This window comes from Flavobacterium sp. FlaQc-49 (assembly GCF_044005985.1).
GTDB lineage: Bacteria > Bacteroidota > Bacteroidia > Flavobacteriales > Flavobacteriaceae > Flavobacterium > Flavobacterium cupriresistens.
In genome coordinates this window covers 235,829-262,732 of sequence record NZ_JBIPCS010000004.1, presented here as the reverse complement: position 1 = coordinate 262,732, position 26,904 = coordinate 235,829, and the positions used below count along the sequence as shown (strand labels likewise).

25 protein-coding genes are annotated in these 26,904 nt (G+C 35.3%); 17 read left to right on the top strand and 8 right to left on the bottom strand.

The features are described from left to right. Position 1 precedes the first annotated feature (1 nt). From ACHRV3_RS10710 to ACHRV3_RS10685, 6 genes are all read right to left on the bottom strand, one after another. Positions 2-1,018 carry an endonuclease/exonuclease/phosphatase family protein gene (locus ACHRV3_RS10710; RefSeq protein ID WP_117610263.1) on the bottom strand — a complete coding sequence of 339 codons (1,017 nt, stop codon included), beginning with the start codon at positions 1,016-1,018 and terminating at the stop codon, positions 2-4. Between the two features lie 49 nt (positions 1,019-1,067). Then, complete coding sequence (locus tag ACHRV3_RS10705; protein WP_047774061.1) at positions 1,068-1,931, bottom strand: rhomboid family intramembrane serine protease; 864 nt, start codon at positions 1,929-1,931, stop codon at positions 1,068-1,070. Positions 1,932-1,976: 45 nt separating this feature from the next. Next, a complete protein-coding gene (locus ACHRV3_RS10700) occupies positions 1,977-2,726 on the bottom strand; it encodes a rhomboid family intramembrane serine protease (RefSeq protein ID WP_395434620.1) in 750 nt (249 codons plus the stop codon). Then, on the bottom strand, positions 2,723-4,648 hold the full coding sequence (gene mutL, locus ACHRV3_RS10695; RefSeq protein ID WP_395434619.1) for a DNA mismatch repair endonuclease MutL: 1,926 nt from the start codon (positions 4,646-4,648) through the stop codon (positions 2,723-2,725). Before mutL ends, ACHRV3_RS10700 begins: the two co-directional genes overlap by 4 nt. Positions 4,649-4,860: 212 nt before the next feature. Continuing rightward, positions 4,861-5,433 carry a 6,7-dimethyl-8-ribityllumazine synthase gene (gene ribH, locus ACHRV3_RS10690; RefSeq protein WP_047774065.1) on the bottom strand — a complete coding sequence of 191 codons (573 nt, stop codon included), beginning with the start codon at positions 5,431-5,433 and terminating at the stop codon, positions 4,861-4,863. A gap of 85 nt (positions 5,434-5,518) precedes the next feature. After that, positions 5,519-6,298: a tetratricopeptide repeat protein gene (locus ACHRV3_RS10685; protein WP_047774067.1), complete on the bottom strand. Its 780-nt coding sequence runs from the start codon at positions 6,296-6,298 to the stop codon at positions 5,519-5,521. Positions 6,299-6,696: 398 nt separating this feature from the next. Between ACHRV3_RS10685 and recF the strand changes: the two genes are divergently transcribed. The 12 genes from recF (at position 6,697) to ACHRV3_RS10625 (ending at position 18,381) form a co-directional block, all read left to right on the top strand. Next, a complete protein-coding gene (recF, locus tag ACHRV3_RS10680; protein ID WP_047774069.1) occupies positions 6,697-7,776 on the top strand; it encodes a DNA replication/repair protein RecF in 1,080 nt (359 codons plus the stop codon). A 65-nt stretch (positions 7,777-7,841) separates the two neighbouring features. Further along, positions 7,842-8,540 (top strand): thioredoxin domain-containing protein, encoded by a 699-nt coding sequence (locus ACHRV3_RS10675; RefSeq protein WP_395434618.1) that lies wholly within the window; start codon positions 7,842-7,844, stop codon positions 8,538-8,540. A 10-nt stretch (positions 8,541-8,550) separates the two neighbouring features. Next, complete coding sequence (locus ACHRV3_RS10670) at positions 8,551-9,228, top strand: DUF2461 domain-containing protein (RefSeq protein ID WP_395434617.1); 678 nt, start codon at positions 8,551-8,553, stop codon at positions 9,226-9,228. Between the two features lie 253 nt (positions 9,229-9,481). Beyond that, the gene (locus ACHRV3_RS10665; protein WP_395434616.1) at positions 9,482-10,540 is read left to right on the top strand and encodes a glycosyltransferase; all 1,059 of its coding nucleotides are present in this window, start codon (positions 9,482-9,484) and stop codon (positions 10,538-10,540) included. A gap of 148 nt (positions 10,541-10,688) precedes the next feature. Further along, positions 10,689-12,242 (top strand): rhomboid family intramembrane serine protease, encoded by a 1,554-nt coding sequence (locus tag ACHRV3_RS10660; RefSeq protein WP_395434614.1) that lies wholly within the window; start codon positions 10,689-10,691, stop codon positions 12,240-12,242. 74 nt (positions 12,243-12,316) lie between these two features. After that, the gene (gene murB, locus ACHRV3_RS10655) at positions 12,317-13,330 is read left to right on the top strand and encodes a UDP-N-acetylmuramate dehydrogenase (RefSeq protein WP_395434613.1); all 1,014 of its coding nucleotides are present in this window, start codon (positions 12,317-12,319) and stop codon (positions 13,328-13,330) included. 27 nt (positions 13,331-13,357) lie between these two features. Then, entirely contained in the window at positions 13,358-13,867 is a 510-nt protein-coding gene (locus tag ACHRV3_RS10650; RefSeq protein WP_395434612.1) for a hypothetical protein, read from the top strand. Between the two features lie 324 nt (positions 13,868-14,191). Then, positions 14,192-14,806 (top strand): FMN-binding negative transcriptional regulator, encoded by a 615-nt coding sequence (locus tag ACHRV3_RS10645; protein WP_047774083.1) that lies wholly within the window; start codon positions 14,192-14,194, stop codon positions 14,804-14,806. A gap of 83 nt (positions 14,807-14,889) precedes the next feature. Then, a complete protein-coding gene (locus tag ACHRV3_RS10640; protein ID WP_047774085.1) occupies positions 14,890-15,996 on the top strand; it encodes a glycosyltransferase in 1,107 nt (368 codons plus the stop codon). Next, a complete protein-coding gene (locus ACHRV3_RS10635; protein WP_047774088.1) occupies positions 15,987-16,538 on the top strand; it encodes an RNA polymerase sigma factor in 552 nt (183 codons plus the stop codon). Before ACHRV3_RS10640 ends, ACHRV3_RS10635 begins: the two co-directional genes overlap by 10 nt. A gap of 156 nt (positions 16,539-16,694) precedes the next feature. Then, positions 16,695-17,522 carry an energy transducer TonB gene (locus ACHRV3_RS10630; protein ID WP_395434611.1) on the top strand — a complete coding sequence of 276 codons (828 nt, stop codon included), beginning with the start codon at positions 16,695-16,697 and terminating at the stop codon, positions 17,520-17,522. A 478-nt stretch (positions 17,523-18,000) separates the two neighbouring features. After that, positions 18,001-18,381 (top strand): PH domain-containing protein, encoded by a 381-nt coding sequence (locus ACHRV3_RS10625; protein WP_047774091.1) that lies wholly within the window; start codon positions 18,001-18,003, stop codon positions 18,379-18,381. Positions 18,382-18,448: 67 nt separating this feature from the next. On the opposite strand, the gene ACHRV3_RS10620 is transcribed toward ACHRV3_RS10625, so the two are convergent. After that, the gene (locus ACHRV3_RS10620) at positions 18,449-19,309 is read right to left on the bottom strand and encodes a M48 family metalloprotease (RefSeq protein WP_395434610.1); all 861 of its coding nucleotides are present in this window, start codon (positions 19,307-19,309) and stop codon (positions 18,449-18,451) included. Positions 19,310-19,639: 330 nt separating this feature from the next. Here ACHRV3_RS10620 and lipA point away from each other — a divergent pair, with 330 nt between their 5' ends. The 3 genes from lipA to ACHRV3_RS10605 all read left to right on the top strand — a co-directional run bounded on the left by lipA (position 19,640) and on the right by ACHRV3_RS10605 (position 23,769). Beyond that, complete coding sequence (gene lipA / locus ACHRV3_RS10615) at positions 19,640-20,506, top strand: lipoyl synthase (protein ID WP_047774095.1); 867 nt, start codon at positions 19,640-19,642, stop codon at positions 20,504-20,506. A 65-nt stretch (positions 20,507-20,571) separates the two neighbouring features. Beyond that, on the top strand, positions 20,572-21,570 hold the full coding sequence (gap, locus tag ACHRV3_RS10610) for a type I glyceraldehyde-3-phosphate dehydrogenase (RefSeq protein ID WP_395434609.1): 999 nt from the start codon (positions 20,572-20,574) through the stop codon (positions 21,568-21,570). 27 nt (positions 21,571-21,597) lie between these two features. Next, on the top strand, positions 21,598-23,769 hold the full coding sequence (locus ACHRV3_RS10605) for an ATP-binding protein (RefSeq protein WP_395427227.1): 2,172 nt from the start codon (positions 21,598-21,600) through the stop codon (positions 23,767-23,769). Positions 23,770-23,787: 18 nt separating this feature from the next. Here the strand turns inward: ACHRV3_RS10605 and lpxK are convergent, their stop codons facing one another. Next, entirely contained in the window at positions 23,788-24,804 is a 1,017-nt protein-coding gene (lpxK, locus tag ACHRV3_RS10600; protein ID WP_395434608.1) for a tetraacyldisaccharide 4'-kinase, read from the bottom strand. A gap of 122 nt (positions 24,805-24,926) precedes the next feature. On the opposite strand from lpxK, the gene ACHRV3_RS10595 reads away from it, so the two are divergent. Together ACHRV3_RS10595 and ACHRV3_RS10590 are read left to right on the top strand one after the other, a co-directional pair. Beyond that, positions 24,927-26,021 carry a Nif3-like dinuclear metal center hexameric protein gene (locus ACHRV3_RS10595; RefSeq protein WP_395434606.1) on the top strand — a complete coding sequence of 365 codons (1,095 nt, stop codon included), beginning with the start codon at positions 24,927-24,929 and terminating at the stop codon, positions 26,019-26,021. Between the two features lie 3 nt (positions 26,022-26,024). Next, positions 26,025-26,804 (top strand): zinc ribbon domain-containing protein, encoded by a 780-nt coding sequence (locus ACHRV3_RS10590; protein ID WP_047774104.1) that lies wholly within the window; start codon positions 26,025-26,027, stop codon positions 26,802-26,804. Positions 26,805-26,904 lie beyond the last annotated feature (100 nt).

Sequence of the window (26,904 nt, the reverse complement as noted above, 5' to 3'; positions counted from 1 at the left end):
CTTACTCCATTGAAAGCCTCGTCATAATAGGATAATGATCGGAGTTTTCGAAATCAGAGAAGCTTTCGAATTGTTTTACTTTTATTTTACTGTCTGTAAAAATATAATCGATTCGCGCCGGATAATAGCGGAATTTATAGGTAGCACCAAACCCTTCACCTGCTTCCTCAAAAGTATCTTTTAATTTTCCTCTTATACTTCTGTACACATACGAAAAAGGACTGTTATTCATGTCGCCACAAATAATAATCGGGTTTTTACATTGTTTAATATTTTCCTTAAAAATCTCAGCCTGCTCTTGTTGCTGTCTGAATCCTTTGCTGATTCGGGTATAAATCAACTGAGACTTCTCCTGGTTTACGTTATCGATATTATTTGAAATATCACTAACATCGGGTGAAATCTTAATCGACTGCAAGTGCATATTGTAGACACGAATCACATCTTTACCACGTTTTATATCGGCATAGATTACATTATTGTCCGATTTAGGAAATATAATATTCCCCTGATACAGAATTGGAAATTTAGAAAATATAGCCTGCCCTGTTTTGATCTGATTGCCGTCAATAAAAATATAACGGTGCGGATAGACCTTTAAGTCAATGTGAGCCGAATTTGAATACTCCTGAATGCAGAGAATATCAGGATCTTTCTCATCAATAAAAGCTTTAATATTCGAAGGAACATCATCACGATCCAGCCACTTAAAAACATTAAACAGACGAACATTGTAACTCATTACAGAGAAATCCTTTTCTGTCTTCACATAGTCTTTGGCAGAGAATTTATAGAATTTACTGATAAAGGTAATTCCCGTCAGCAATACCAAACCGGATAAAATAAGACGTTTCTTAAACTGAATTGCCCAGTAGACAAAGAAGAACCCATTCAACACAAAAAAGGCCGGCATAAAGAGCGTTAAAACCGATAAAAGCGGAAAACTCTTGGGCGCCAAAAAAGGTAAAATATAGATGCTGAATGTCACTACAGTAAGTACTATATTCAAAAAGAACATCAATTTATTAAACCACGACAGGTTTTGCATGCTTTCTTTATTACAAGGATTATTTTCCTGCTTTAAATAAAAATTCTTTTTCTTCTTTGGTCAGACAATCATAGCCGGATTGGCTGATTTTATCCAAAATTTCGTCAATTTGTTGTTGCGTTTTGTCTTTCGTAACAATTTTCGAAATCGGTTTTTCTGTAGGTTTTTTATAATTCTTATGCACCGTCTTGAAAGGGGTTGTAGGCGATTTTCGGAACAAATTAGAGAAAAAATCTATTGTTTTGGAAACCACGATACTCAAGTCAGTACCATTTTGAAGCAATTTAATAAAAATAAAACCAAAAACAGCACCTGCTAAGTGCGAAATATGTCCACCCATATTCCCAAGGCGGAATTGCATTAAATCCAGAATTAAAATGACTGCCGTAATGTGCCAAAGTTTCACATTTCCAATCAATAACAAACGGATATTCATTAAAGGCTGATAGGTCGTTGTAGCCACTAAAATCGCCATAATTGCTGCCGAAGCCCCGACAATAGATGCGGCACTATTTAAGAAATAATAACTTAAGGCAAAAACAACTCCGGCAAAAACAGCACTTAAAAGATACAATCCCAAGTATTGCTTTTGCGTAAAAAAGGTCAAAAACAAATTACTGGCAAAGTTAAGCACCATCATATTAAACAGCAAATGGAAAAATCCATCATGAAAAAAGGCATACGTTAAAAAGGTCCAGGGCTTAAATAAAAAAACCTGAGGGTCTGATGATAAAGCCAGCCAACCCGGAAAGGCAAATTGTCCGACTGAAAATTGATAAAAGAACACCAAGGAGATCATAAAACAAGCAATGTTCCAATAAATAACACGCATGGCGATGCCTCCTAATTTATACTGTAATTTTAAATCATCCAGAATATTCATAAAAGCCTTTTTAAGTTTCTATTTTTTTGATATTAAAATTAAAAATTAATTCCAACGATTCTTATTAAATTGATTCTTTTTCCAGTACCACATAATTAAGAAACCAAATAAAGCTCCTCCAATATGAGCATAATGCGCAATACCTGAATCAACCCCTAAAAATGAACTTCCGAAAATACCAAAAAAACCATCAAACAAAAGCATATAAATAGGAACAAAATACTTCGCTTTTATAGGTATTGGTATAAACATAATCCCCAATTCTGCATTAGGAAACATAAAAGCAAAAGCAACAAGTAATCCATATACAGCACCCGACGCACCTAATACATTCCCAAAATAAGATTCCATAAAATGTTTATATTCAGAAACACTTAATACCTCCTGCCATCTTGTATCTATTTTACCACTATTCAACAAATCCAAAATCTGCACCTTACTAAACCCATTGTTAACTAAAACATTCAACGCATCCTGATAGAAATAGTAATTCACTGCAAAATTAATCAATGCTGCTCCTAGCCCACATGAAATATAGAAAAACAAGAATTTCTTTCCTCCCCAAAAATGCTCCAGTGTAGAACCAAACGAATATAATGCAAACATATTAAATGCAATATGAACAAATCCTCCATGCATAAACATATGAGTAATTGGCTGCCAGGCTCTAAATCCAGGATTTTCAGGAAAAAAAAGATTAAAATAATCATAAGATACAGGCACTAATTGCGAGCCTATAAAAAAGATAATATTAATTATCAATAATTGCTTTGCTACAGGAGTTATTTTCATCATAAGGCAAACTTTTTATCTATATCCTCAACACGCATGGTGATGAAGGTAGGTTTCTGAAAAGGTGAAATATTGGGGTCTTTACAAGCAAACAATCCGTTAACCAGATTATCCTGTTCTTTCTCGGTTAAATAAGACCCGGTTTTAACCGCTAAACTTTTAGCCATTGATTTGGCAATAGTATCATTCTGACTGTAACTACTTGCCGGAATTCCGTCTTGCAAATCACTTAACAATTGTTCGATTACAAGCGAAACTTCACTTTCTGTAATGTTCACGGGAATACCGGAAATCACAATATGATCCGCCTTTGCTGCGTCAAAAACAAAACCGGTCGTTTCTAAGGAAGGTTTCAATTCTTCTATCAATTCCATTTCTGCTGACGAATAAAACAAGTCCAACGGAAACAACAATTGCTGACTGGAAGCTTGATTTACCGTCATATTCAACAAAAATTGCTCGTACAAAATACGCTGATGTGCGCGTTGCTGATCGACAATAACCATTCCTGATTTTATAGGAGAAACGATATACTTTTTATGAATTTGATAAGTCTTCTGAATGGCTTGCTCTACATCTTCGTCATTAAACAAAGACGAAGTAACTTCCTCATTTTCGAAAGTAAAAGGAGAGCTTTCTATACTTTCCGTCTCTAAACCAACGTACAAACTTTCCCAACTTGCGGTAGGCTCTACTCTTTTAGAATATCCGGAATAAGAACTTGAATCAGAGGAGTACGAACCCGATCCTGAACCTGAACTACCGGAAGAACCAGATCCTGAACTGGATTTAGAGTAATGCTGATTGGTTTTGTCGTCTGTAAACGGATTAAAAGTGCCATCTACCTGAATGGTTGGCGTTTCGCCTTCCAAATCTTTATAATGATAAGGCGTATCTAAATTAGAATCCCGATCAAAATCAAGCACAGGAGCCACATTAAATTGCCCTAAACTGTGTTTGATTGACGCTCTTAAAATAGCATACAACGCTTGTTCATCGTCAAACTTGATTTCTGTTTTGGTCGGATGAATGTTGATATCGATTGTATTTGGTGGAACTTGCAGGTACAAGAAATAACTGGGTTGCGAGCCGTCTTTCAAAAGTCCGTCATAAGCCGCCATTACCGCGTGGTGCAAATAACCACTTTTTATAAAACGATCGTTTACAAAAAAGAACTGCTCTCCCCTGTTTTTCTTAGCAAATTCAGGTTTACAAACAAATCCCTGAACATTTATAATCTCTGTATCTTCGTTTACCGGAACTAATTTTTCATTGGTTTTACCGGACATCATGCCTACAATTCGCTGACGATATCCCGCAGCCGGCAAATTATACAATTCGCTGCCGTTATGATAAAAAGTAAAATGAATATTAGGATGTGCTAAGGCTACTCGCTGAAACTCATCCATAACATGGCGAAATTCAACCGTATCTGATTTTAAGAAATTACGTCGGGCAGGAATATTAAAAAATAAATTTTTAACAGCAAATGAAGTTCCTTTTGGCAAAACGGCCACTTCCTGAGAAACAAACTTACTGCCTTCAATAACAATATGCGTCCCCAGTTCTTCCTGATCTTGCTTGGTTTTCATTTCCATGTGCGCAATTGCGGCTATAGAAGCCAATGCCTCTCCACGAAAACCTTTGGTATGCAGCGAAAATAAATCTTCGGCCTGACGGATTTTAGAAGTTGCATGACGTTCAAAACACAAACGTGCATCGGTCACACTCATTCCCATACCATTATCAATAACCTGAACCAGCGCCTTTCCGGCCTCTTTAATAATTAGCTTAATGTCGGTTGCTTTTGCATCAACAGCATTTTCTAATAGCTCTTTTACAACAGAAGCGGGTCTTTGAACCACCTCTCCAGCAGCAATTTGATTAGCAACGTGATCAGGAAGTAATTGAATAATACTCGACATTAAGAAATTTGGGTTTAAGGTTCTGTCCTCGATTTCAGCCAACTGCAAAATCTCAGATTGATATTGTTAATTTTATCTGGTTTTAAAAACCAAGGTGTACAAATTTAATGAATTTTGATGGTGATTCAGAGCATCTAAACTCATAAAAAAAACAAAAAACCTATACTATTTTTACACAGTATAGGTTTTAGTATTTTTAAAACGATTGTGTTTTATTTTTTCTCTATCTTTTTTTGTGTTTCTTCAATTTGAAGTGCACCTGAAGACAACAAAGGCTGATTGAACGGATGCGACATAGAGGCTTGTTGACGGATATAGGCCATTTTGATAGCTGCAATTGCCGCTTCTGTTCCTTTGTTTCCGTGAATTCCGCCACTTCTGTCAATAGATTGTTGCATGGTGTTATCAGTCAAAACACAAAAAATAACCGGAATATCTGTTTGAACATTCAGATCTTTAATTCCTTGTGTTACGCCTTCACACACAAAATCAAAATGTTTCGTCTCTCCCTGGATTACGCATCCAATTACGATAACGGCATCAACATTTTGGGTTTGAAGCATTTTTTTTGCGCCATAAATCAGCTCAAAACTTCCCGGAACATTCCAACGGATAATTTGTCGAGCCGGAACATCACAATCAACCAAGGCATCAAATGCACCATTGTAAAGTCCTTCTGTTATCGTTTCATTCCACTCAGAAACAACAATCCCAAATCGAAAGTCTTTCGCATTTGGGATTGTGTTTTTATCGTATTCTGATAAATTTTTATTTTCGGTAGCCATCTTTATATTTAAGATTTTAGATTTTACTTTAGATTTCAGATTCTGAAATACAAATCTACAATCTAAAATCTACATTCTAATATTTTTATTGCGCTAATCCAATCAATACATCAACAGAAGCAGCTTCCGGAGTTGCATCGAAGTTTTCTTTGATGTCTGTAAAATACTTTAAAGCATCTTCTTTTTGACCTAAAGCCAAAGCAGTTTTACCGGCTTTTAGCAAGAAACGAGGTGTTGTAAAATCGTTTTTATTAGATTCAGCCGCTTTTACATAATAGCTTAAAGCTTCTTTTTGTTGATTTTTTTGAGAGTAAGCATCTCCGATTGCTCCTTTAGCCAAAGCACTTAAAATCAAATCTTCTGATTTAAAGTCCCCTAAATATTTAATAGCATCGTCAAATTTACCTGTATTCAAATAAGCCATACCTGCATAGTAGTTCGCTAAGTTTCCGGCATCAGTTCCAGAATATTCGTCAGCAATTTTCACAAATCCGAATTTCCCTTCAGAACCGTTTAATGCCAATTTGTATAAAGAATCACTAGCTACACCGTCTGTTGCTTTTTGAAAATTTTGTTGAGCAACAAACATTTCGTTTGCAGCCTCATCTTGCTTAGGTGCTTCAATAAATTTTTGGTAAGCCAAATATCCAATTGTCGCAACCGCAATACCGGCAACTAAACCAATAATGATTTTTTGATTTTTAGCAACCCAATCCTCAGTTTTAGAAGCAGTCTCATCTAACTTAGAAAAAACACCAGCTGTTGTGCTGTCTTTCTCGTCAATGATTACTTGTTGTTCCTCATTTACTTCTTTAACTTCCTTTTCTTTTGGTGCTTTATATCCTCTTTTATTGTAAGTAGCCATTTAAAATTAATTTAGTGAACGGCAAAAATAAAATTTTTATTGAAACCGACGTAAAAAAAATCAATTTTATCACTATTTTAGAAAAAATAATTTCAATTCTCCTAAGTCCTTCCACTTCAGCAACAAAATAATTCATCCTCAAAAGCACTAAAAGTCTTTTATATCGATATTTTTCGATAATTTGCACCCTCAAATTTTATGGTTTCCAAACCTGGCTTATCTCAGCTGAAACTATTGTTTTTGCTACAGATTTCACCAATTATCACTGATTTAAAAAGACCAAAAAGAAGTTTTAGCACAGTAATTCTTTTAAAACTTCTAAATCGATGGACGAAAAAACGAATCTGAAAGAAAAAGTACCGCAATAAAAGAACCAATTTTATCCTTAGAGCTTAAAAATGCATTTAAACAAAATCTCTTTATTCAATTATAAAAATTTCTCCGAAGTCAGTTTTGATTTCGACACTAAGATTAATTGTTTTGTTGGAAAAAACGGAATTGGAAAAACGAATGTACTTGACGCTATTTATCATTTGGCGTATGGAAAAAGTTATTTCAATCCCTTGGCCGTGCAAAACATCAAACATGGTGAAGAGTTTTTTGTAATTGATGCGGAATTAGAGAAAAACGATAGAACGGAACAAATTGTTTGTAGCTTAAAAAAAGGGCAGAAAAAAATCTTAAAAAGAAACGGCAAGGCTTACGATAAATTCTCCGACCACATCGGATTTATTCCTTTGGTAATCATTTCGCCTGCCGATCGCGATTTAATTGTGGAAGGTAGCGAAACACGTCGTAAATTTATGGACAGTGTGATCTCGCAATTAGACAGCACTTACCTGCAGCAACTCATACAATATCAAAAAATAATTGTACAGCGAAATGCGCTATTAAAGTATTTTGCACTCAATCACGTTTTTGACAACGATACCTTATCTATATATAATGAGCAATTAAATGTTTTTGGAAAATCTATTTTTGAAAAACGAAAAGACTTCCTGGAACAATTCATCCCTATATTCAACAAACACCATCAATCGATAACCGGCTCTGAAGAAACGGTACAACTGGTTTATGAAAGTCATTTGTTTGAAAAAGACCTACTGACTCTTCTACAGGAAACCATCAATAAGGATCGTGCTTTACATTATACAAGTGCCGGTGTGCATAAAGATGATTTGTCATTTGAAATTGATTCCTATCCGATCAAAAAATTTGGCTCACAGGGGCAGCAAAAGTCCTTTTTGATTGCTTTAAAATTGGCTCAGTTTGAATTTCTGAAAAAACAGAGTGGTGTAAAACCGCTTTTGCTTTTTGATGATATTTTTGACAAACTAGACGAAAGTCGTGTTGCAAAAATCATCGAGATGGTCAACAGTGAAACATTTGGTCAACTTTTCATTTCTGATACGCATCCGGAACGTACTGAAACAATCGTAAAATCGACACATCAGAGTTACAAGATCTTTAATTTATGATTTCATTCAGAATACAAAAATGAAAAATCATTACTTTAGCGGTACTATTTTAAAAATCAAGTCCCATGAAATTCTTTTCAACATTACTGCTACTAACCGTATTTACCATTACATCTTGCAACCAAAAACAAACAAACTCTTTTGAGGAAATCAGCCCGAAAGTATTTGCAGAAAAAATAAAAACTACCGAAAACCCTCAAATCTTAGACGTTAGAACCCCTGATGAATTTGCATCTGAACACATAGACAATGCTATAAATGTTAACTGGAATGACGAAGATTTCGCTACAAAAGCGGCAACTTACGACAAATCAAAACCTGTTTTTGTTTATTGTTTAAGTGGCGGAAGAAGTAAAAAAGCGGCTGCAAAACTAAACGAATTAGGTTTTACAACCGTCTACGAATTAGAAGGCGGAATCATGAGCTGGAACGCAGAAGGATCATCTAAACCATCAACCGCCCAAATCGGAATGACTCAGGATGATTTTAATAAATTACTGAATACAGATAAAAAAGTTTTAGTAGACTTTTATGCTGAATGGTGTGGCCCCTGCAAACAAATGGAACCGTACTTATTGAAAATGCAAAAGGAAATGGGAGATCAGGTAACCATTGTTCGAATTGATGTGGACAAAAACAAAACATTGACTACGGAGATGAAAATAGACCAACTTCCGACTATGTTTTTATACGAGAAAAAAGAAGTCAAATGGAGAAACGTAGGTTTCATCAGCGAACAGGACTTAAAAAAACAACTGCAATAAACTCCCGACTATGCTAACGAAAGAATCATTGCAATTTTTAGACGATCTAAAAGCCAACAACAACAGAGATTGGTTTCAGGACAACAAAAAAAGATACGAAGTTTTCAAAAAAGATTACCACCAATTGGTAAGTGATTTTCTGGATGTAATGAAACCGCTTGACCCTTCATTAGAGTTACTTGAAGTCAAAAATTGTACTTTCAGGATCAATCGTGACATTCGGTTTTCTAAAGACAAATCTCCTTACAAAGCCCATTTGGGTGTTTGGATATCGGGCGGAACCAAAGGCTTAAACCGTGCCGGGTATTATGTGCATATTGAAAAAGGTGCCAGTTTTATTGCCGGAGGATTTTATTCCCCTGAATCGAATGATTTGAAAAAAGTCAGAAAAGAGATTGCCTTTTTTCACGATGATTTAGAAGGAATTCTATCCGACAAAAACTTCAAAAAAGAGTTTGGCAGTTTTGATATCAACGAAAGCAATTCACTTAAAAATCCGCCACGTGGTTATGAGAAAGACCACCCTGCAATTGAATTCTTAAAATTGAAAAGTTTTACAGCTTCTCAAAAATACGACATAAAGGAAGTAGCTCAAAAAGACTTCGTTGCTAAAATGAGTCAAAAACTAATTGCGTTAAAACCTTTAAACGAATTCATCAACCGTGCTTTAGATACGGATGAATTTTAAATTTTATTCGCCACAGATTTCACAGATTCGCACAGATTATTTTTTGAAACGGATTTAGATCTATATAAATTTTTCGCCACAGATTCACACAGATTAGATCATAAACAGGAATTAAATCCTTTTAATCTTTCTAATCTGTGGCAAAAAAATACCAATGAATTTTAAACCTATATATTTTTTTTACCACGAATTCCACGAATTAACACCAATTAATTCGTGAAAATTCGTGAAATTCGCGGCTAAAACGCATTGAATGAAAAGAAAAATACTTTTTCTTGGCGAATCTTATCGTGCCGACGCTATCACCTGGATGAAAGGCCTGAAGGAGTTTGGTGATTTTGAGATTTGCACCTGGGAGCTTAAAACTCCAAACAATACGAAACTGAACCGTTTCAAACGTATTGCAGAATACCTGTTTGCTCCTCTTTCCATTCGCAAAATCATTCGTCAGGAAAAACCGGATATGGTTATTGCTGAAAGAACGACCAGTTACGGTTTTTTAGCCGCTTTATCAGGCGCCAAAACCATCGCCATTGCACAACAGGGAAGAACCGATTTATGGCCTGAGGGTTCTGTTTTATTGCCTTTAAAAAAAATCATTCAGAAATACGCTTTCAAAAAAGCACATCTAATTCATGCCTGGGGACCGGTCATGACCATTTCAATGAAGGAAATTGGTGTTGACATGAGCAAAGTTTTGGTGCTGCCAAAAGGTATTGATTTGTCTCTTTTTACTCCTTCAACTTCAAATTCCACCAAAATTGAAGCCATCGTAACCCGTTCTTTGCAACCGGAATACCGACACGATTCCATCTTAAAAGCTTTTTCGATTGTTCAACAAAAAGGAATTGATTTCACACTGACTATCGTTGGTGACGGTACCCGTTTGACTTATTTGAAGGATTTAGCTTCAACCTTACAGATAGAAAATAAAGTGGTTTTTACAGGACGGATCCCGAATACGGAACTTCCTAAATTACTACAACAATCGAATATCTACATCAGTATGCCAATAACAGAAGGGGTTTCTGCTTCTTTATTTGAAGCTATGGCCTGCCATTGTTATCCTGTAGTTTCCGACATTCCCGGAAATCAGAGTTGGATCACACATCGAAAAAACGGACAGCTAATAACAATTGACGATATCGAAAAACTGGCAGAAGAACTTATTTGGTCTTTTGAAAATCCGGAATCCCGAAATCAGGCTGTACTGCAGAACAGAAAATTTGTTGAGGAAAATGCGAATTACAGCAGCAACATGAAAATGATTGCAGATAAATACCATGAATTACTTGGCTTACGAGATATGTAGCGTTACTTAACCGCAAGGCTCGCAAGGATTTTTTCGCAAAGGCCGCAAGGTTTAAAACTAAGCCTCACCGCCTTTACAAATACTGCAGTTAAAAAAACTTACTGTTACCCCAAAACCATTACAAAAATTGCCCATTCAGAAACACAAAATGACAGATTTTACAAAAAAATTTAAATTAATCTACCTTCCATTTTTACTAATTACAATAAGTTCTGTACTAGGTTATACTTTTTTACACTGGCTTCTTTTTATCCAACTAGAATTATTTTCTATTAAGGAAGATATTTTAAAATTCTGGCTTCCGATCGGATTAGCCTGCCTTTCGATTTACTTTTTTTTATACCCGAAAGTAAAATTACTTCGTTTTAAAAAAGACGACACACCTTCTTTTATTTGTTTTTTAGCAGCACTTATAATTGTCATACCTACCATTACAGCCCAAGAGTATTTAACAACCGCCACAGGAAAAGTAACCGACCTTAAAGATATTTACCAAATACAGAAATTAGAAAAAACAAAATATTATACTTTAAAAAGATGTTACATAGACAAAAGAAATATTGGCGTTCTAAACACGACCTCTCTTAGCGGAAAAGGCAATACAACTTTCAATATCGAGATTTACGTTACAATACCCATTTTCAGAACAGCCAAAGACACCTCAAAAACGGAATGTGAATATTGGCTGGGACAGAAATATACACACAGTATAAGCAACAGTCTTTCCTCTGATGATAAAAAATATTATCACAACGAATTCGCACAAACGGTAAGCCAAGAATTTAAATATACCGATTTTAGTGATTTCACTTATCTGGAGGCGATCGGCGACACTAAAGATCATGACAATTTTGACGATGCTGTTACCAAAAACACGCAATACGATTTTAAAAAACCAATTATTTTTAAAGCCCATAAGGAACGTTTTGAGAAAAGAAATGGCGACAAATTAGAGTGGTTTTTTATCCTATTAAGCGGCGGACTTTTCATCTCGTTAATTTTCCTTCTATTTGCAAAACTAAAAACGGGAGCGGTTTACGATTTTAAAAACAGAAGAAAAGCCAGAAACAAAAGCCTAAAAGAAGCCTTTGATATTCTCCTTCCAAAAGAAGACTATTATATAACACCAATCTTGGTAAACATTAACATTATAGTTTTTCTTATAATGGTTATTTCAGGTCTTGGTTTTATGCAGTTCGAAGGAAAAGATTTACTGCAATGGGGAGCCAACTTTAAACCCTCTACAATCAATGGGCAATGGTGGAGACTCCTAACTGCTACATTTCTTCATGGTGGAATAATCCATCTAGCGTCAAACATGTTTGGACTTTTATTTATTGGCGCTTTATTAGAACCTGTTTTAGGGAAAACCAAATTTTTACTTCTCTATTTATTAACTGGTCTTCTTGCAAGTTTAGCAAGTATATGGTGGTTCGACGCAACTGTTAGTGTGGGTGCTTCCGGTGCTATTTTCGGACTTTATGGGGTATTTCTTGCTTTACTATTAAAAAAGGTATTTCCAAAAGAATTTAGTACTGTTTTTATGACCAGTACTTTAATATTTATCGCTTATAATCTATTAATGGGATTAACCGGCGGTATTGACAATGCAGCCCATATTGGAGGTCTTTTGAGCGGTTTTATAATTGGCCTTGTTTTATCTCCAATAGTAAAGAAAAAATCAGAATTCGATAACAAATAAAAAGGCAGTTCAAATAAATTATAATCCTTACTTTTGGCCTCAGAATTAATTCTCTAAAAAAGCCTTTTTTATTTATGGAAATTCAATCCAATTTTTCTTTAAAAAAACACAATACATTTGGTATTGAAGCTAAAGCAAAACAATTTGTTGCCGTTCACTCTATTGCCGAACTGAAAACTGTTTTACAAGAAAATAAAAACCAGAAGAAATTCATTTTGGGCGGCGGCAGTAATATGCTTCTGACTCAGGATATTGATGCTTTGGTAATTCATATTGATTTAAAAGGAAAAAAAATCATTGAAGAAAATGATGATTTTGTCTGGGTTGAAAGTCAGGCGGGCGAAACATGGCATGACTTTGTTCTTTGGACGATTGAAAATAATTTTGGCGGGTTAGAAAACATGTCCCTGATTCCGGGAAATGTTGGCACAACTCCCGTTCAGAATATTGGCGCTTACGGAACGGAGATCAAAGATACTTTTGTTTCTTGTGAAGCGATAAACATTGAGTCTCAAGAAATCAAAACTTTCACTAATGCTGATTGTAATTTTGGTTATAGAGAAAGTGTTTTCAAAAATGAAATTAAAGATCAGTATATCATCACAACTGTGATTTATAAACTAACCAAACGCAATCATAAAATCAATACTTCGTACGGAGATATTCAGACCGAACTAGCCAAAAACAACATTACTACACCTACCCTGAAGGATGTGAGCAATGCTGTAATTGCGATCCGACAAAGCAAATTGCCGGACCCTAAAGAATTGGGCAACAGCGGAAGTTTCTTTAAAAATCCGATTCTATTAAAGTCGGACTTCGAAAAGATCCATCAAAAATTCCCTGAAATGAAATTTTATGAAGTTTCGGACACAGAGGTAAAAGTTCCGGCGGGCTGGTTGATTGAGCAAGCGGGTTTTAAAGGAAAACGTTTTGGAGATGCCGGAGTACATAAAAATCAGGCCTTGGTTTTGGTGAATTACGGAAATGCAACGGGACAGGAAATTTTAGCAGTTTCCAAAGCGGTACAGGATACTGTTTTCAAAACATTCGGTATTCATATCGAAGCTGAAGTAAATGTAATTTAAAAAATAGTCTAAGAATTTAATTTCTACATGAAAAAACTTAACATACGAATTGTTTTAATCCAATTAATAGGAATGATTTTCTTCGTTAATGGTATTATGCAACTCCGATTTTATACGGTAGCCGATGAGATTTTCTTCGCAAAGAATCATTTTCACTATCAAAAACTAGAACACTGGATTCGATTTTTCCCAACAAAAGAAGAGAGTTTTAATTTCTGGCCCAACGTTTACATATGGATCTTTTATGGTTTGTCATTTGGAATCTTAATCATTTCTTATCTGAACTGGAAAAACAAACTTTCTGCACTAAACACCATTTTGGTTGCAATCGTAATGTACGTTCTTTTAAGATTGAAATTTTTCAGAAGAGAGGTAATCTCTCATTTTTTCAATCCCTTTAGAACCTTGTTTTCTAATGACTTTGCCATACAATGTTTAATTGAAGGAGCAGCTTTTACTTTAATTGGAGTCCTTATTTTATATATAAGCATCAGTCCAAGTTTATTTAATTCTGAGGAAACTCTAATTCAAAATTAAAAACAACGATAGAGATTCGTTCATTTCGTTCTTAAGTCCAAAATAATAAAAAACAGTAATACCGACGAATAAACAATAAGAAAACACTTATATTTGTTTTAATGACAGAAGGAAGTCAGACCGACGTTTTACCGTTTATATTAGAGAACAAAGCCAAAGAAGGTGACGGCATAACGGTAACTTAAGAACGATAGTCGAGAGCAAAAAAAGGACTTGTTTTTCTAAAACTGTATTAAATGAATTATCGTAAATTACACGAAATACATAAACTGACCTGAAACTATTTACTTCGGTAGTTTTTTTAACTCGATAACACCAACTAAAATGTACACACCTCAGCTCTATAAAAACGAAGATCCGGAAGCAATCAAAACTTTTTTGAAAGAGAATAGTTTTGGCATTCTGATCAATCAGACCAATGGAAAATTATGTGCCACGCATATTCCGATAGAACTCGAAATTAACGCTGACGGAAAAGAGGTTTTACAGGGGCACATCTCAAAATTAAATCCACAGGCAGAAGGTTTTGCAGAAAACGACCAGGTTTTGGCTGTATTTTCAGGACCTCACAGTTATATTTCGCCTTCCTGGTACGATCATGAAAATGTACCCACATGGAATTATATAGCCGTACATGTTTATGGCCGTATTAAAATCACGGATGAAACTGTAACACTCGAAGGACTTAAAAAATTAGTAGATAAATACGAAGCCAACTCAGAGAATCCGATTCGTCTGGAAGATTTATCTGCGAAAACAATGCGTGAAGCCAGAGGAATCTTTGGTTTTGAAATAGAAATTGATGAAATTCAGGCGACAAAAAAACTATCTCAAAACAGGGATGATCACAATTACAAAAACATAATTTCGGAATTAAAAAAAACCGAAAACCCTCAGGCTATTGCTGTTGCAAACGAAATGTCAAAATGCCGAAAGTAAATTGGTTTTAACCATTGAAAATTAGGAATTCATAAGTACATTTGCACTCGCAAGATTCAAAAATCAAAAGACATTAAAATCAGATGCTTACATTCATTTTTTACTTTTTTATTGCTGTTGTTGTCATCCAACTTTCTTATTATCTGGGTATTTTTGGAAAATTCGCTTTTGGTAAACCACAAAGTATCACGCCAAAGAATATTCCCGTTTCCGTAATTGTTTGTGCTAAAAACGAAGAAGAAAATGTAAAAAAATACATTCCGTTACTAGCAGAACAAAACTATCCGGATTTTGAAATTGTTTTAATTGATGATGCCTCAAGTGATGAAACACTCGAAGCTTTTGAAGAATTTGAGAAACAATACGCAAACGTTCGTTTGGTAAAAGTAGAAAACAATGAAGCCTTTTGGGGCAATAAAAAATATGCGCTGACCTTAGGAATCAAAGCGTCAAAAAAAGAATACTTACTCTTTACCGATGCTGATTGTTATCCGGCATCTAAAGACTGGATTACAGCAATGACCTCGCAATTTACCATGAACAGAACTATTGTTTTAGGATACGGAGGTTATGATAAAATAGAACGTTCTCTGTTAAATAAAGTAATTCGTTTCGAAACTGTTCTTACTGCCATGCAGTATTTATCATGGGCAAAAGTCGGAGCTCCGTATATGGGAGTCGGGCGAAATCTTGCCTATAAAAAAGAAGAGTTTTTTAATGTAAATGGTTTTATTGAACACATTCAGATTCGCTCCGGTGATGATGATTTGTTTGTCAATCAGGCCGCAAACAAAAACAACACAGCCATTGCTTACACACCTGACAGTTTCACTTACTCAAAACCAAAAGAAACTTACAGAGAATGGTTTGCTCAAAAAAGAAGGCATGTTGCTACAGCAAATTATTACAAAGTTTTTGATAAAATTCAGTTAGGTCTTTTTTATACCTCACAATTATTTTTCTTTATATTAGTTATCCTTTTATTGGCTTTCCAATTTCAATGGATAGCTGTATTGGCTTTGCTGGCGACACGTTACACTATTGCATGGATTGTAATTGGATTTTCGGCATCAAAATTGAAAGAAAAAGATCTTAGAGCTTGGTTTCCTGTTGTAGAAATCATGCTTATATTCACGCAAATTAATATCTTTATAACTAATATCTTTTCAAAACCTGTACATTGGAAATAAATTCTAAAATAGAAAAAGCAAAAAAAGGCGATCAGATCGCCTTTACTTTTTTGTTAGATTTTTATTGGAATGAAGTGTACGGATTTATGCTAAAACGTACAGAAAACGAAACCACTGCCGAAGATATTACCATTGAGACCTTCTCAAAAGCTTTTGACAAGATTGCTTCTTACAATCCGGAATTTCAATTCAACACCTGGTTGATTGCAATTGCAAAAAATGTTTATATCGATCTCTTACGCAAAAAGAAAACCAATCTTTTTATAGAAATCACTGATGCTGAGGACCAACAGGCTTACAATATCGCTGACACCACTCCGTCTGCCGAAGATGCTTTAATTAAAGAGCAAAACCTGTCCCGCTTACTACAATGCATCAAAGAATTAAAACCCCACTATCAGGAAGTAATTCAGCTTCGTTATTTTCAGGAAATGAGTTATCAGGAGATTGCACTCAAAATTGATGAGCCTTTAAGCAACGTAAAAGTAAAATTACTACGCGCTAAAAAATTATTAGCCGAAATCATTGAACGCAAAAGATAATTTACTATCTTTCGGTAAAGAATGAAATATCCATGTATTTTTTCTTAAAAAAGTGAATTATCAACCCTCTAAAGTTCTTTTGTTTTTAATGACAACCAAATTAAATTTTCGTTGCTTATGATGTAATTTTTACTTAACCTTAAAATCCAATTAAACATGTCAAAACTAAGCATCTATGAAACCAAGTGGACCGATCTTGTTTTCGAAAACAAAAACAAAGAATACGGAGCGTATCAATTGCGCCAAGAAAGTGCTAAAAACTCCATAACAGCCTTATTCGGAGGATTATTGGTTATAGCCTCGTTAGGAACTGCCTCTATGCTGATTAGTAAATTCAAAGCAGTAGACGTAACTCCGATACCAACTGATATACCAATAAGCGACCCGCTCGTTGTTACACAGGTAGACCTGACTCATGAAGTAACACCGCCACCACCTCCTCCGACACAACAAACTGCCGCGACACAGGTAACAGAGGCAGTTCAATTGACAAATCCGGTCGTAGTTGCGGCATCACAGGCTGCTGTTGAAGAAATAGCTCCAAATACAGTTAATGCTCCTGTGGTAACAAATACAACAGGAAATGGAATTGCGACTACAAACGTTTTACCGTCAACCGGTAATGGTACAGGAGTTACTCCATCAGTTCCCAGCACTAATGAACCAGTGCTTGCAACTGCATTAGACAAGATGCCGGAATTCCCAGGAGGAATGGCCAAGTTCTACACGTTCGTTGGAAATAATTTCCAAAGACCGGAATTAGACGCCGAAAGAACGTTGAGAGTTTATGTATCTTTTGTAGTTGAAAAAGACGGTTCTTTAACAGATATCATGGTAAAAAATGATCCTGGTTACGGAATGGGAAGAGAAGCTGTTCGCGTTCTAAAATCACTAAAAACAAAATGGACTCCCGGAATCCTAAACGGAAAAGCAGTCCGCACCGCATATAACCTTCCAATAACAATCAAAACGGAAGCTGAATAACCAAACGAGAAAAACGGCTGTCTTAAAAAGGCAGCCGTTTTTTTTGTTCCTTCTCCTAAAGTGCTGTCTCAGTTTTTAGTCTCAGTTTTCAGTCTCAGTCTCAGTTCACATTCTACAGTTCACATTCTACAGTTCACATTCTACAGTTTACATTTTTCAGTTCACATTTTCCATCCTACTTACGGCTCAAAAACTTAACAGCCCCACCATTTAACAAGCAAAAAAGCGCCCCTTGCGTAAAACCTTGCGAACTTCGCGGTTAAACCCTCATGCAGAGTCTCAGCCCCAGTCCCAGTCTCAGTCTAAGTCTCAGTTGAAACATGAAACTTGAAACATGAAACATGAAACAAAAACTCTCCCCTCCTCCCCACAATAACAACTATTTCCACAAAGTAAAAATCCAATTCATAAAATCAGCAAAATCCACTACATTTACAGCTTATAAAAAGAATTGTATTAAAAATTAAAAACAATAAAAATGGGAATATTTTCGGCTTTACTTGGTAACGCAGGCACCGTTAGTCAAGAGGATTTAGTTAAAAATTACGGTCAGCTTCTAACAGACCGTGAGGAAATCGAAATGGGTTTTAAACTAATCAGAGACACTTTTATTTTTACAAACAAAAGATTAATTCTGGTAGACAAACAAGGAATAACAGGAAGCAAAACCGAATACAGATCAATTGCTTACAAAAGCATTTCAAGATTCAGTATCGAGACAGCAGGTACTTTTGACCTTGACGCTGAATTAAAAATCTGGGTGGCCAGCGAATTACAACCAAGTATCGTAAAACAATTTAACAAATCGGTAAACGTATATGAAGTTCAAAAAGTATTAGCGCACCACGTTTTAGGTTAATCTAATAAAAAATAAAACCCGACAGATTTTAAAAACCTGTCGGGTTTTATTTTACGACAACCAAGAATTATTTCTTCTTTTTAGTTGATTTTTTGGTTGTTGTTGCTTTTTTAGACGGCGCTGTGTTTACAATTTTCTGTTGTACATACGCTTTATACAAACCATCTTTTTCTGCTCTGGCTTTCGCATCATCGGCTCTCTTTTTAGAATCCGGATGTGAACTCATCATCTGATCGATAAAAGAAGCTTCAGCTCCTTCGCTCATTTTGGCCAGAATTCGGAATGCAGATTCTTCGGCATTCACGTTATAGCCATTTTTCTTCATGAAATTGTACGAAAACAAATCTGCTTCTGCTTCTTGTTTTCTACTATGCTTACTATCAATCATAGCACTTCCGATTTTACCCAGCTGACTGTCTGTAACTGACGTAATAGTCGCTGATTGCGATGCAGCTCCATCAATCAAAGCTTCTTTTTGATACGCTGCTCTCATTGCATCTCTTGAATCATTATTGGCAACGTGACCAATTTCATGACCTATTACTGCAAGCAATTCATTATCATCCATAATATCCATTAAACCCGAATATACACGAACACTTCCATCAGCCGTTGCAAAAGCATTTACTTCTTTAACTTTATATACTTTATAATTTAAGGTATACCCTTCACCGGTAGTATATTTTCCAAAAACACGATTCAACCTCAAAGTGTAACCATCCGTTGGACCTGCAATTTCGTGTTCTGCATCTAATTTAACTACCGCTTCTTTAGACAACTTTGCAGCGTCAGCATTACTCAAAGTAAAACTTGTGATTCCTTTTTGAACAGCTCCAATGGCTTTATCTCCAAAACTAATTTGCGCATTCATTCTAGTAAAACCAAAAGTGGCAAACAAAACTCCCAATACAATAAATTTCTTTTTCATGTTTTTTATACTATTACAATTTAACATCAAATGTACTACTAACGAAATACTATTTTATTTCTTTTCGGTTAATTTTTTAACAATTAAAGATATAAATTTTATACGGGTAAAAATCAAACCGATATCATAATTCTTTGACTTCAATCCATAAACAAATCAAAAATCAAATAAATGAATCATAATTACCGAATGAAATCATAATTTTAACAGTAACACAAAATTATACGCAAAAGCCATACCATCAGTTAATAGATATCAACAGCAAATTAACCGGTAAACGAATCTCCAAATAAACTACATTCCGTATCTTTGTGCTTTGAATTTTGATTTATGGAAACAGTCATTGAAAATATACCAACTGGAAAACCGAAATGGTTAAAAGTAAAACTTCCAATTGGACAAAAATATACAGAGCTTCGTGGTTTGGTAGACAAGTATAGTTTAAATACTATTTGCACCTCAGGAAGCTGCCCAAATATGGGAGAATGTTGGGGTGAAGGAACAGCAACTTTTATGATTCTCGGAAATGTTTGTACGCGTTCTTGCGGATTTTGCGGTGTAAAAACCGGAAGACCGGAAACTGTCGATTGGGATGAACCTGAAAAAGTAGCCCGATCTATAAAAATCATGAACATCAAACATGCGGTAATTACCAGTGTTGACCGAGATGATTTAAAAGATGGTGGTTCTATCATCTGGATTGAAACGGTAAAAGCAATTCGCAGAATGAACCCAAATACCACTCTTGAGACCTTAATACCGGATTTCCAGGGAATCGAAAGAAACATCGACCGAATTGTAGAAGCCAATCCTGAAGTAGTTTCACATAATGTGGAGACGGTACGCCGTTTGACACGTGAGGTGCGTATTCAGGCTAAATACGATCGTAGCCTTGAAGTATTGCGTTACCTGAAAGAAAAAGGAATCAACAGAACCAAGTCAGGTATTATGCTGGGTCTTGGTGAAACGGAAGAAGAAGTATTCCAAACGATGACCGATTTACGTAATGCAAATGTAGATGTAGTGACTATTGGTCAATACCTGCAACCAAGCAAGAAACATTTGCCCGTAAAAGAATTCATAACACCGGATCAATTTGCCAAATACGAGAAATTTGGTCTTGAATTAGGTTTCCGTCATGTGGAGAGTGGCCCTTTAGTTCGTTCTTCCTACAAAGCACAAAAACATATTTTATAAAATTTATCCTTCTATTCGATTGCTTATTTTGATCCGATAAAAGGACTAACTGAATACTAAATCGCTTGAAAACAAGAATTGCTATTAACGGTTTTGGAAGAATTGGAAGAAATTTATTTCGTTTACTTTTAAACCACTCAGAAATTGAAGTCGTTGCTATAAATGACATTGCAGATAACAAAACAATGTCTCATCTGATCAAATACGACAGTATACATGGTGTCTTGCCTTTTAAAGTAAGTCACGATGAAAAAGGGATTATCGTTGATGGAAAGCATTTTTTATTTTTTCATGAAAAAAGTATTTCAGATTTAGATTGGAAAAGCCATTCTATTGATTTTGTAATCGAATCAACAGGAAAGTATAAGACCCATGAAGATTTAAACAAACATATTGAAGTCGGAGCCAAAAAGGTGATTCTTTCTGCTCCTTCTGAAGTTGATACTATAAAAACGGTTGTACTTGGAGTAAACGAACATATACTGGACGGTAATGAAACGATAGTTTCGAATGCAAGTTGCACAACAAATAACGCTGCTCCGATGATTAAAATCATTGAAGAACTATGCGGTATTGAGCAGGCATACATTACAACAATACATTCGTACACTACTGATCAGAGTCTTCACGACCAACCACATAAGGATTTACGCCGTGCGAGAGGCGCCAGTCAGTCAATTGTTCCAACAACTACAGGTGCAGCTAAAGCTTTAACAAAAATTTTCCCTAAATTGCATGAAAAAATAGGGGGTTGTGGAATTCGAGTACCCGTTCCGGATGGTTCATTAACTGATATCACATTTAATGTGCAACGTGCCGTGACGATCGAAGAAATCAACACCGCTTTTGAAAAAGCCTCAAATACAAATTTAAAAGGAATATTAGATTACACAGAAGATCCGATTGTATCGGTTGATGTGATTGGTAACACAAATTCGTGTCTGTTTGACGCGCAACTAACCTCCGTTATTGATAAAATGGTAAAAGTTGTGGGTTGGTATGATAATGAAATTGGCTATTCATCACGATTGATTGATTTGATTTTACTGATGAAAAAAACATAAGATTCATTGTAAGAAGCATTGCGATACATGAAACATTATCTTTTAATTCTTATTAGTTTTTTTAGTCTGTTTTTGTATTCTCAAGTGGAACAGAATACAGATAGTGCTTTCTATTATAATAAGTTAGCCAACGCCAATCTTCAAAACAAAAAATTCGATCAGGCTGTTTTTTTTACACAGAAATCAATTGATTTTTGTGCCACAAACAACTTTCCCGATAATTTGGCCAATCAGACTTTTAAGCTTGGTAAAATTTATTACAACCAAAGAAATTATAACGAAGCTTTAAAAAACTTTTACAAAAGTGTTTCTTTGTTTGATAAAGCAAAACCAACCTGTACCAAAGCGCTGGCACTACACTACATAGGCATTACCAATGTAGCTAAGGGCAATTATCAGCTCGCTGAAATTTATTATAAAAAAGCAGATTCTCTTTTAAAGAAATTAAATATTGTTGACAAAGCTGAAATTTTGCACTACGAAAAAGCAATCGCGTTTAAGGCCAGCAACAACTTTCCTTTAGCAATAGAAACTTTTCAAAAAATAGTCAAAAAACCGGACAATAAGCCCAATTTAAAAACTAAAACTGACGCGTATTATCAACTGGGATTAATTGAAACGCAGCTGAAACAAAATGATTCTGCCATCATTCATTTCGACAAGGCTTTAGAAATAAACGCCAAAACCAATGATCTGGTTCAAAAATCAAAAATAATTCTGGCCATAAGTCAGTACTACAAAAGGAACAAACATTTTGACCTTGCTTACTCCTATCTGGATGAATACTACCAGATCGAGAACTCTCTTTTAAAAATAAAAAGTGCCAAATTAGACTCCAATCAGTTTAAAAAATTCAAACACAGCCAGTCTGTCAGCACTACTTTAAAACGAGAGAACGAGGAGAAAATTCAATTAAAAACGTATCGATACTCCAAACTCGTAAGCATCTTGGCGATTGCCTTAATTTCGATTTTATCGCTTTTGAGTTTGGCTCTTTATAAAAACAACATTATTAGAAATCAGAATAATTTACTTTTGAGAGAAAAAAACAAAGAACTCATTCTGGCTAAAAACAAAGCAGAGAAAGCATCAAAAGCCAGATCAGAATTTCTGTCAACCGTAAGTCATGAACTCCGGACTCCCTTAAATGCAATCAACGGTATTACGCATTTATTGCTCGAAGACAGTCCTAAAAAAAACCAGCTAAAGTACCTCGAGTCTTTAAAATTCTCCGGAAACTACCTGACCACTTTTATCAATGAGATTCTTGAAATCAACAAAATTGACTCCACAAAAGTAGAAGTCGAACATATTTCTTTCCATCTGAAAGAGTTGTTATTCAACATTCAAAGCTCCTTAAAAGAGCTCGCAACGGCTAACAAAAATTACTTCAACCTTGAGATGGACGAAGCAATTCCCGATAATTTAATTGGAGACCCTACCAAATTATCTCAGATCATACTTAACCTGATCAACAATGCGTTAAAATTCACTCAAAACGGACATGTAAATGTAATTGCCAAATTATATGCTATTGAAGAAGAAAATGCCACCGTTTATTTTGAAATTGTCGACACCGGAATCGGAATCCCTGAAGACAAACTGCAAACCGTTTTTGAAAGCTTTTCTCAGGCCTCTGTAGAAGTAAACCGAAAATACGGCGGAACTGGCCTTGGACTTACCATCGTAAAAAAATTAATTGAGTTGTTGGGCGGCGAAATCAAATTAAAAAGTGAAGTTGGCAAAGGCTCTACTTTTACCTTCAAATTAAACTTTAAAATCAACAATGAACCTCTCGAGGTCAAAGAAGAATCAAAACCATACAACGACAAACAATTGAAACACAAATCGATTTTACTGATTGAAGACAACAAAATCAATCAGATGATTACCCGAAAAATGCTGGAGAATAAAGCGATCATATGCGAAATAGTCGATAATGGCGAAGATGCTGTTGAACTTCTAAAAGTAAAACGATTCGATATGATTTTAATGGATGTTCACTTACCGGGAATCAACGGAACAACAGCCACAAAACAAATTAGAGAATTTGACAAAATAACACCAATTATTGCTCTAACTGCTATTTCACTAGACGAAAACAGAGACATGTTATTGTCTTACGGCATGAATGATGTCATTACAAAACCCTTTGTTCCGGACGAGTTTTACAGTATAATTGCACGCTTCTTTGATTGATTCCTTAAACCGCTAAAATCAAACGCCTCCTTTTACATACGCTAAAATCGCAGCATCAAAATTTTGGTGTTTGCTGATAAATGTGCTTTTTATCGGTAGGTAATACAACTGCGAAATCAATTTCGAGTCTTTCAGGCGAACGTAATCTTTCTCTGTTGTAATGATTTTTTTCCCTTGAGCTTTGTTCTGAATCATTTCCAAATCGGACTCCGAAAAATGATGATGATCCGGAAAAGTCAGACATTCTTCCTTTTCATTTTTCAAATAATTAAAAAAGGAGGTCGGTTTTGCGATTCCGGCCAAAAGTAGTTTTGGTTCATCCTCAATCTCTTTTACGGCAATTTTCTCATTCTTGCTATAAATAAAATCATCGTATGCTATAAAAGTAAAATACAATTGCTGGGAGGCGGATAATTTTAATTTTGCCTGGATTTCATTTTGTTTCTCAACCGATAAATCCTTCGGACATTTTGTTACAATAACAATATTTGCACGATCTGCACCACTTCTGCTTTCTCTTAAATTTCCGGTTGGCAACATAAAATCATCTGCGTACAAATCATCAAAAGCCGTTAATAAAATATAAAATCCGGCTTTGACTTTTCGGTGTTGATAGGCATCATCCAACAAAATAACTTCCGGTTTTGTTGTTTGCGAAAGCAATTGTGTGATTCCGTTCGTTCTGTTCGCATCAACAGCTACCTGAACATTTGGAAATTTCTGAAAAAACTGAAAAGGTTCATCGCCTAAAACTGCAGCATTTGATGTAGTGTCTGCCAAAACAAAACCTTCAGATTGTCGTTTGTACCCACGACTCAAAGTTGCTATTTTGTAAGTATCCGCCAACAACCGAATAAGGTATTCGATCTGAGGTGTTTTTCCGGTTCCGCCAACGCTCAAATTTCCAACCGCTATAACCGGCAGATCAAACGAGGTAGATTTCAAAATCCCTTTATCAAAAAGAAAATTACGAATAGTAGTAATCAATCCGTATAAAATCGCAAACGGAAAAAGTAGTTTTCGAAGTACATTCATTTTACGAAAGTATAATTTTTTTCGTTAATTTGTGGTAATCTGTCTCAGCTTTCCTTTTTCAGCACCCCAAAAACCTGAAACTTGAAACTTGAGACCTGAAACCTGAAACTTCAAACAAAAAAATGAAACTAAAAGAAATAATTGCGGTTCTTGAAGAAATGGCTCCATTAGCCTATGCGGAAAATTTTGATAATGTAGGACTCTTAGTCGGTGATGCTGACAGCATAACTACCGGAGTCTTAGTTTGCCATGATGCACTAGAAACTGTCATTGACGAAGCTCTTGCAAAAAAATGCAATTTGGTTGTTTGTTTTCATCCCATATTATTTTCGGGCATTAAAAAAATTACCGGCAAAAATTATGTGGAGCGCGCGATCTTAAAAGCGATTAAAAATGACATTGCGATTTATGCCGTTCACACCGCACTTGACAATCATTCCCAAGGTGTCAATAAAATTTTCTGTGATGCTTTAGGATTGCTCAACACCAAAGTTTTGATTCCGAAGCAAAATTTCATTCAGAAATTAGTAACCTACACAGTTCCTTCTAACGCTGATAAAGTTAGAACAGCCTTATTTGAAGCCGGTGCCGGAAGAATTGGCAACTATGATGACTGCAGTTTTAACTCTAACGGAATCGGAACATACAAAGGAAATGAGAACAGTAATCCTGTAATTGGGGTACGAAATGAACACACTGAAACGGAAGAAGTTAAAATAGAGGTTACATTTGAAAAACACTTGCAATCTAAAATTTTAAAAGCCCTTTTTGCCCATCATATTTACGAAGAGGTGGCTTATGAAATTTATGATTTAAAAAACTCACATCAGCAAATTGGTTTAGGAATGATTGGTGAATTGGAGACCGAAATGAACGAGGATGATTTTCTGCATTTCGTAAAAGATAAAATGATTGCCGATGGTATTCGTCATTCTGCCTTTTTAGGAAAAAAAGTAAAGAAAATAGCCGTTTTGGGTGGCTCAGGCAGTTTTGCGATAAAAAATGCCATTTCGGCCGGAGCAGATGCTTTTTTGACTGCCGATTTAAAGTACCATCAATTTTACGAAGCCGAAAATCGATTACTTTTGGCAGATATTGGTCATTTTGAGAGCGAACGCTATACAAAAAACTATATTGTTGATTATCTTCGAAAAAAAATCCTTAATTTTGCCATCATTTTATCAGAAGAAAATACAAATCCAGTTAAGTACTTATAGAATATGGCGAATACGAAAGAATTAAGTGTTGAGGACAAGTTAAGAGCAATATACGATTTACAGCTTATTGACTCTAGAATTGACGAAATCAGAAACGTAAGAGGAGAACTTCCTCTAGAAGTGGAAGATTTAGAAGATGAAGTTGCAGGTTTGAGCACTCGTTCAGAGAAACTGAAGGGAGAACTTGAAGTGGTTGAGGAGCAAATCAAAGGGAAGAAAATTGCCATTGATGAGCACAAAGAGGTTATCAAAAAATACACAAAACAACAAGAATCAGTTCGTAATAACAGAGAATTTAATTCTTTGACTAAAGAGGTTGAATTTCAGGAATTAGAAATTCAATTGGCTGAAAAGCAAATCAAAGAAATGAAAGCTTCTATCGAACATAAAAAAGAAGTTATTTCTAATTTAAAAGAAAAACTTGACGCAAAAAGTTCTCATTTAAAACATAAAAAATCAGAACTGGATGCTATTATGTCAGAAACTCAAAAAGAAGAAATCTTCTTAACAGAGAAATCTGCTGAGTATTCTTCTCAAATTGAAGAAAGACTATTAGCAGCTTATACCAGAATCAGAACTAGTGTTCGTAATGGTTTAGCGGTTGTATCAATCGAAAGAGGAGCATCTGCAGGATCATTCTTTACTATTCCGCCACAAACTCAGGTAGAGATTGCTTCCAGAAAGAAAATCATCACTGATGAGCATTCAGGAAGAATTTTGGTTGACAGCGCATTAGCTGAAGAAGAAAAAGAAAAAATGGAACAATTGTTCTCTAAATTCTAAATACTAGTCCCGATCTGATCGGGACTTTTTTTTTGCCCTTATTTCTCGCTGCAGCTTACAAAGAGTTCCTAACTTCAAAGGCTTATCAGTAAAAAAATAG

Coding starts and splice junctions, on each gene's coding strand:
- ACHRV3_RS10705 (WP_047774061.1), bottom strand. CDS start 1,931: ATGAATATTCTGGATGATTTAAAATTACAGTATAAATTAGGAGGCATC.
- ACHRV3_RS10710 (WP_117610263.1), bottom strand. CDS start 1,018: ATGTTCTTTTTGAATATAGTACTTACTGTAGTGACATTCAGCATCTAT.
- mutL (WP_395434619.1), bottom strand. CDS start 4,648: ATGTCGAGTATTATTCAATTACTTCCTGATCACGTTGCTAATCAAATT.
- lpxK (WP_395434608.1), bottom strand. CDS start 24,804: ATGAATGTACTTCGAAAACTACTTTTTCCGTTTGCGATTTTATACGGA.
- ribH (WP_047774065.1), bottom strand. CDS start 5,433: ATGGCTACCGAAAATAAAAATTTATCAGAATACGATAAAAACACAATC.
- ACHRV3_RS10650 (WP_395434612.1), top strand. CDS start 13,358: ATGAAAAAACTTAACATACGAATTGTTTTAATCCAATTAATAGGAATG.
- ACHRV3_RS10675 (WP_395434618.1), top strand. CDS start 7,842: ATGAAATTCTTTTCAACATTACTGCTACTAACCGTATTTACCATTACA.
- lipA (WP_047774095.1), top strand. CDS start 19,640: ATGGAAACAGTCATTGAAAATATACCAACTGGAAAACCGAAATGGTTA.
- ACHRV3_RS10670 (WP_395434617.1), top strand. CDS start 8,551: ATGCTAACGAAAGAATCATTGCAATTTTTAGACGATCTAAAAGCCAAC.
- ACHRV3_RS10625 (WP_047774091.1), top strand. CDS start 18,001: ATGGGAATATTTTCGGCTTTACTTGGTAACGCAGGCACCGTTAGTCAA.
- ACHRV3_RS10645 (WP_047774083.1), top strand. CDS start 14,192: ATGTACACACCTCAGCTCTATAAAAACGAAGATCCGGAAGCAATCAAA.
- ACHRV3_RS10595 (WP_395434606.1), top strand. CDS start 24,927: ATGAAACTAAAAGAAATAATTGCGGTTCTTGAAGAAATGGCTCCATTA.
- ACHRV3_RS10665 (WP_395434616.1), top strand. CDS start 9,482: ATGAAAAGAAAAATACTTTTTCTTGGCGAATCTTATCGTGCCGACGCT.
- ACHRV3_RS10640 (WP_047774085.1), top strand. CDS start 14,890: ATGCTTACATTCATTTTTTACTTTTTTATTGCTGTTGTTGTCATCCAA.
- ACHRV3_RS10685 (WP_047774067.1), bottom strand. CDS start 6,298: ATGGCTACTTACAATAAAAGAGGATATAAAGCACCAAAAGAAAAGGAA.
- ACHRV3_RS10630 (WP_395434611.1), top strand. CDS start 16,695: ATGTCAAAACTAAGCATCTATGAAACCAAGTGGACCGATCTTGTTTTC.
- recF (WP_047774069.1), top strand. CDS start 6,697: ATGCATTTAAACAAAATCTCTTTATTCAATTATAAAAATTTCTCCGAA.
- murB (WP_395434613.1), top strand. CDS start 12,317: ATGGAAATTCAATCCAATTTTTCTTTAAAAAAACACAATACATTTGGT.
- ACHRV3_RS10590 (WP_047774104.1), top strand. CDS start 26,025: ATGGCGAATACGAAAGAATTAAGTGTTGAGGACAAGTTAAGAGCAATA.
- ACHRV3_RS10620 (WP_395434610.1), bottom strand. CDS start 19,309: ATGAAAAAGAAATTTATTGTATTGGGAGTTTTGTTTGCCACTTTTGGT.
- ACHRV3_RS10700 (WP_395434620.1), bottom strand. CDS start 2,726: ATGATGAAAATAACTCCTGTAGCAAAGCAATTATTGATAATTAATATT.
- ACHRV3_RS10660 (WP_395434614.1), top strand. CDS start 10,689: ATGACAGATTTTACAAAAAAATTTAAATTAATCTACCTTCCATTTTTA.
- ACHRV3_RS10605 (WP_395427227.1), top strand. CDS start 21,598: ATGAAACATTATCTTTTAATTCTTATTAGTTTTTTTAGTCTGTTTTTG.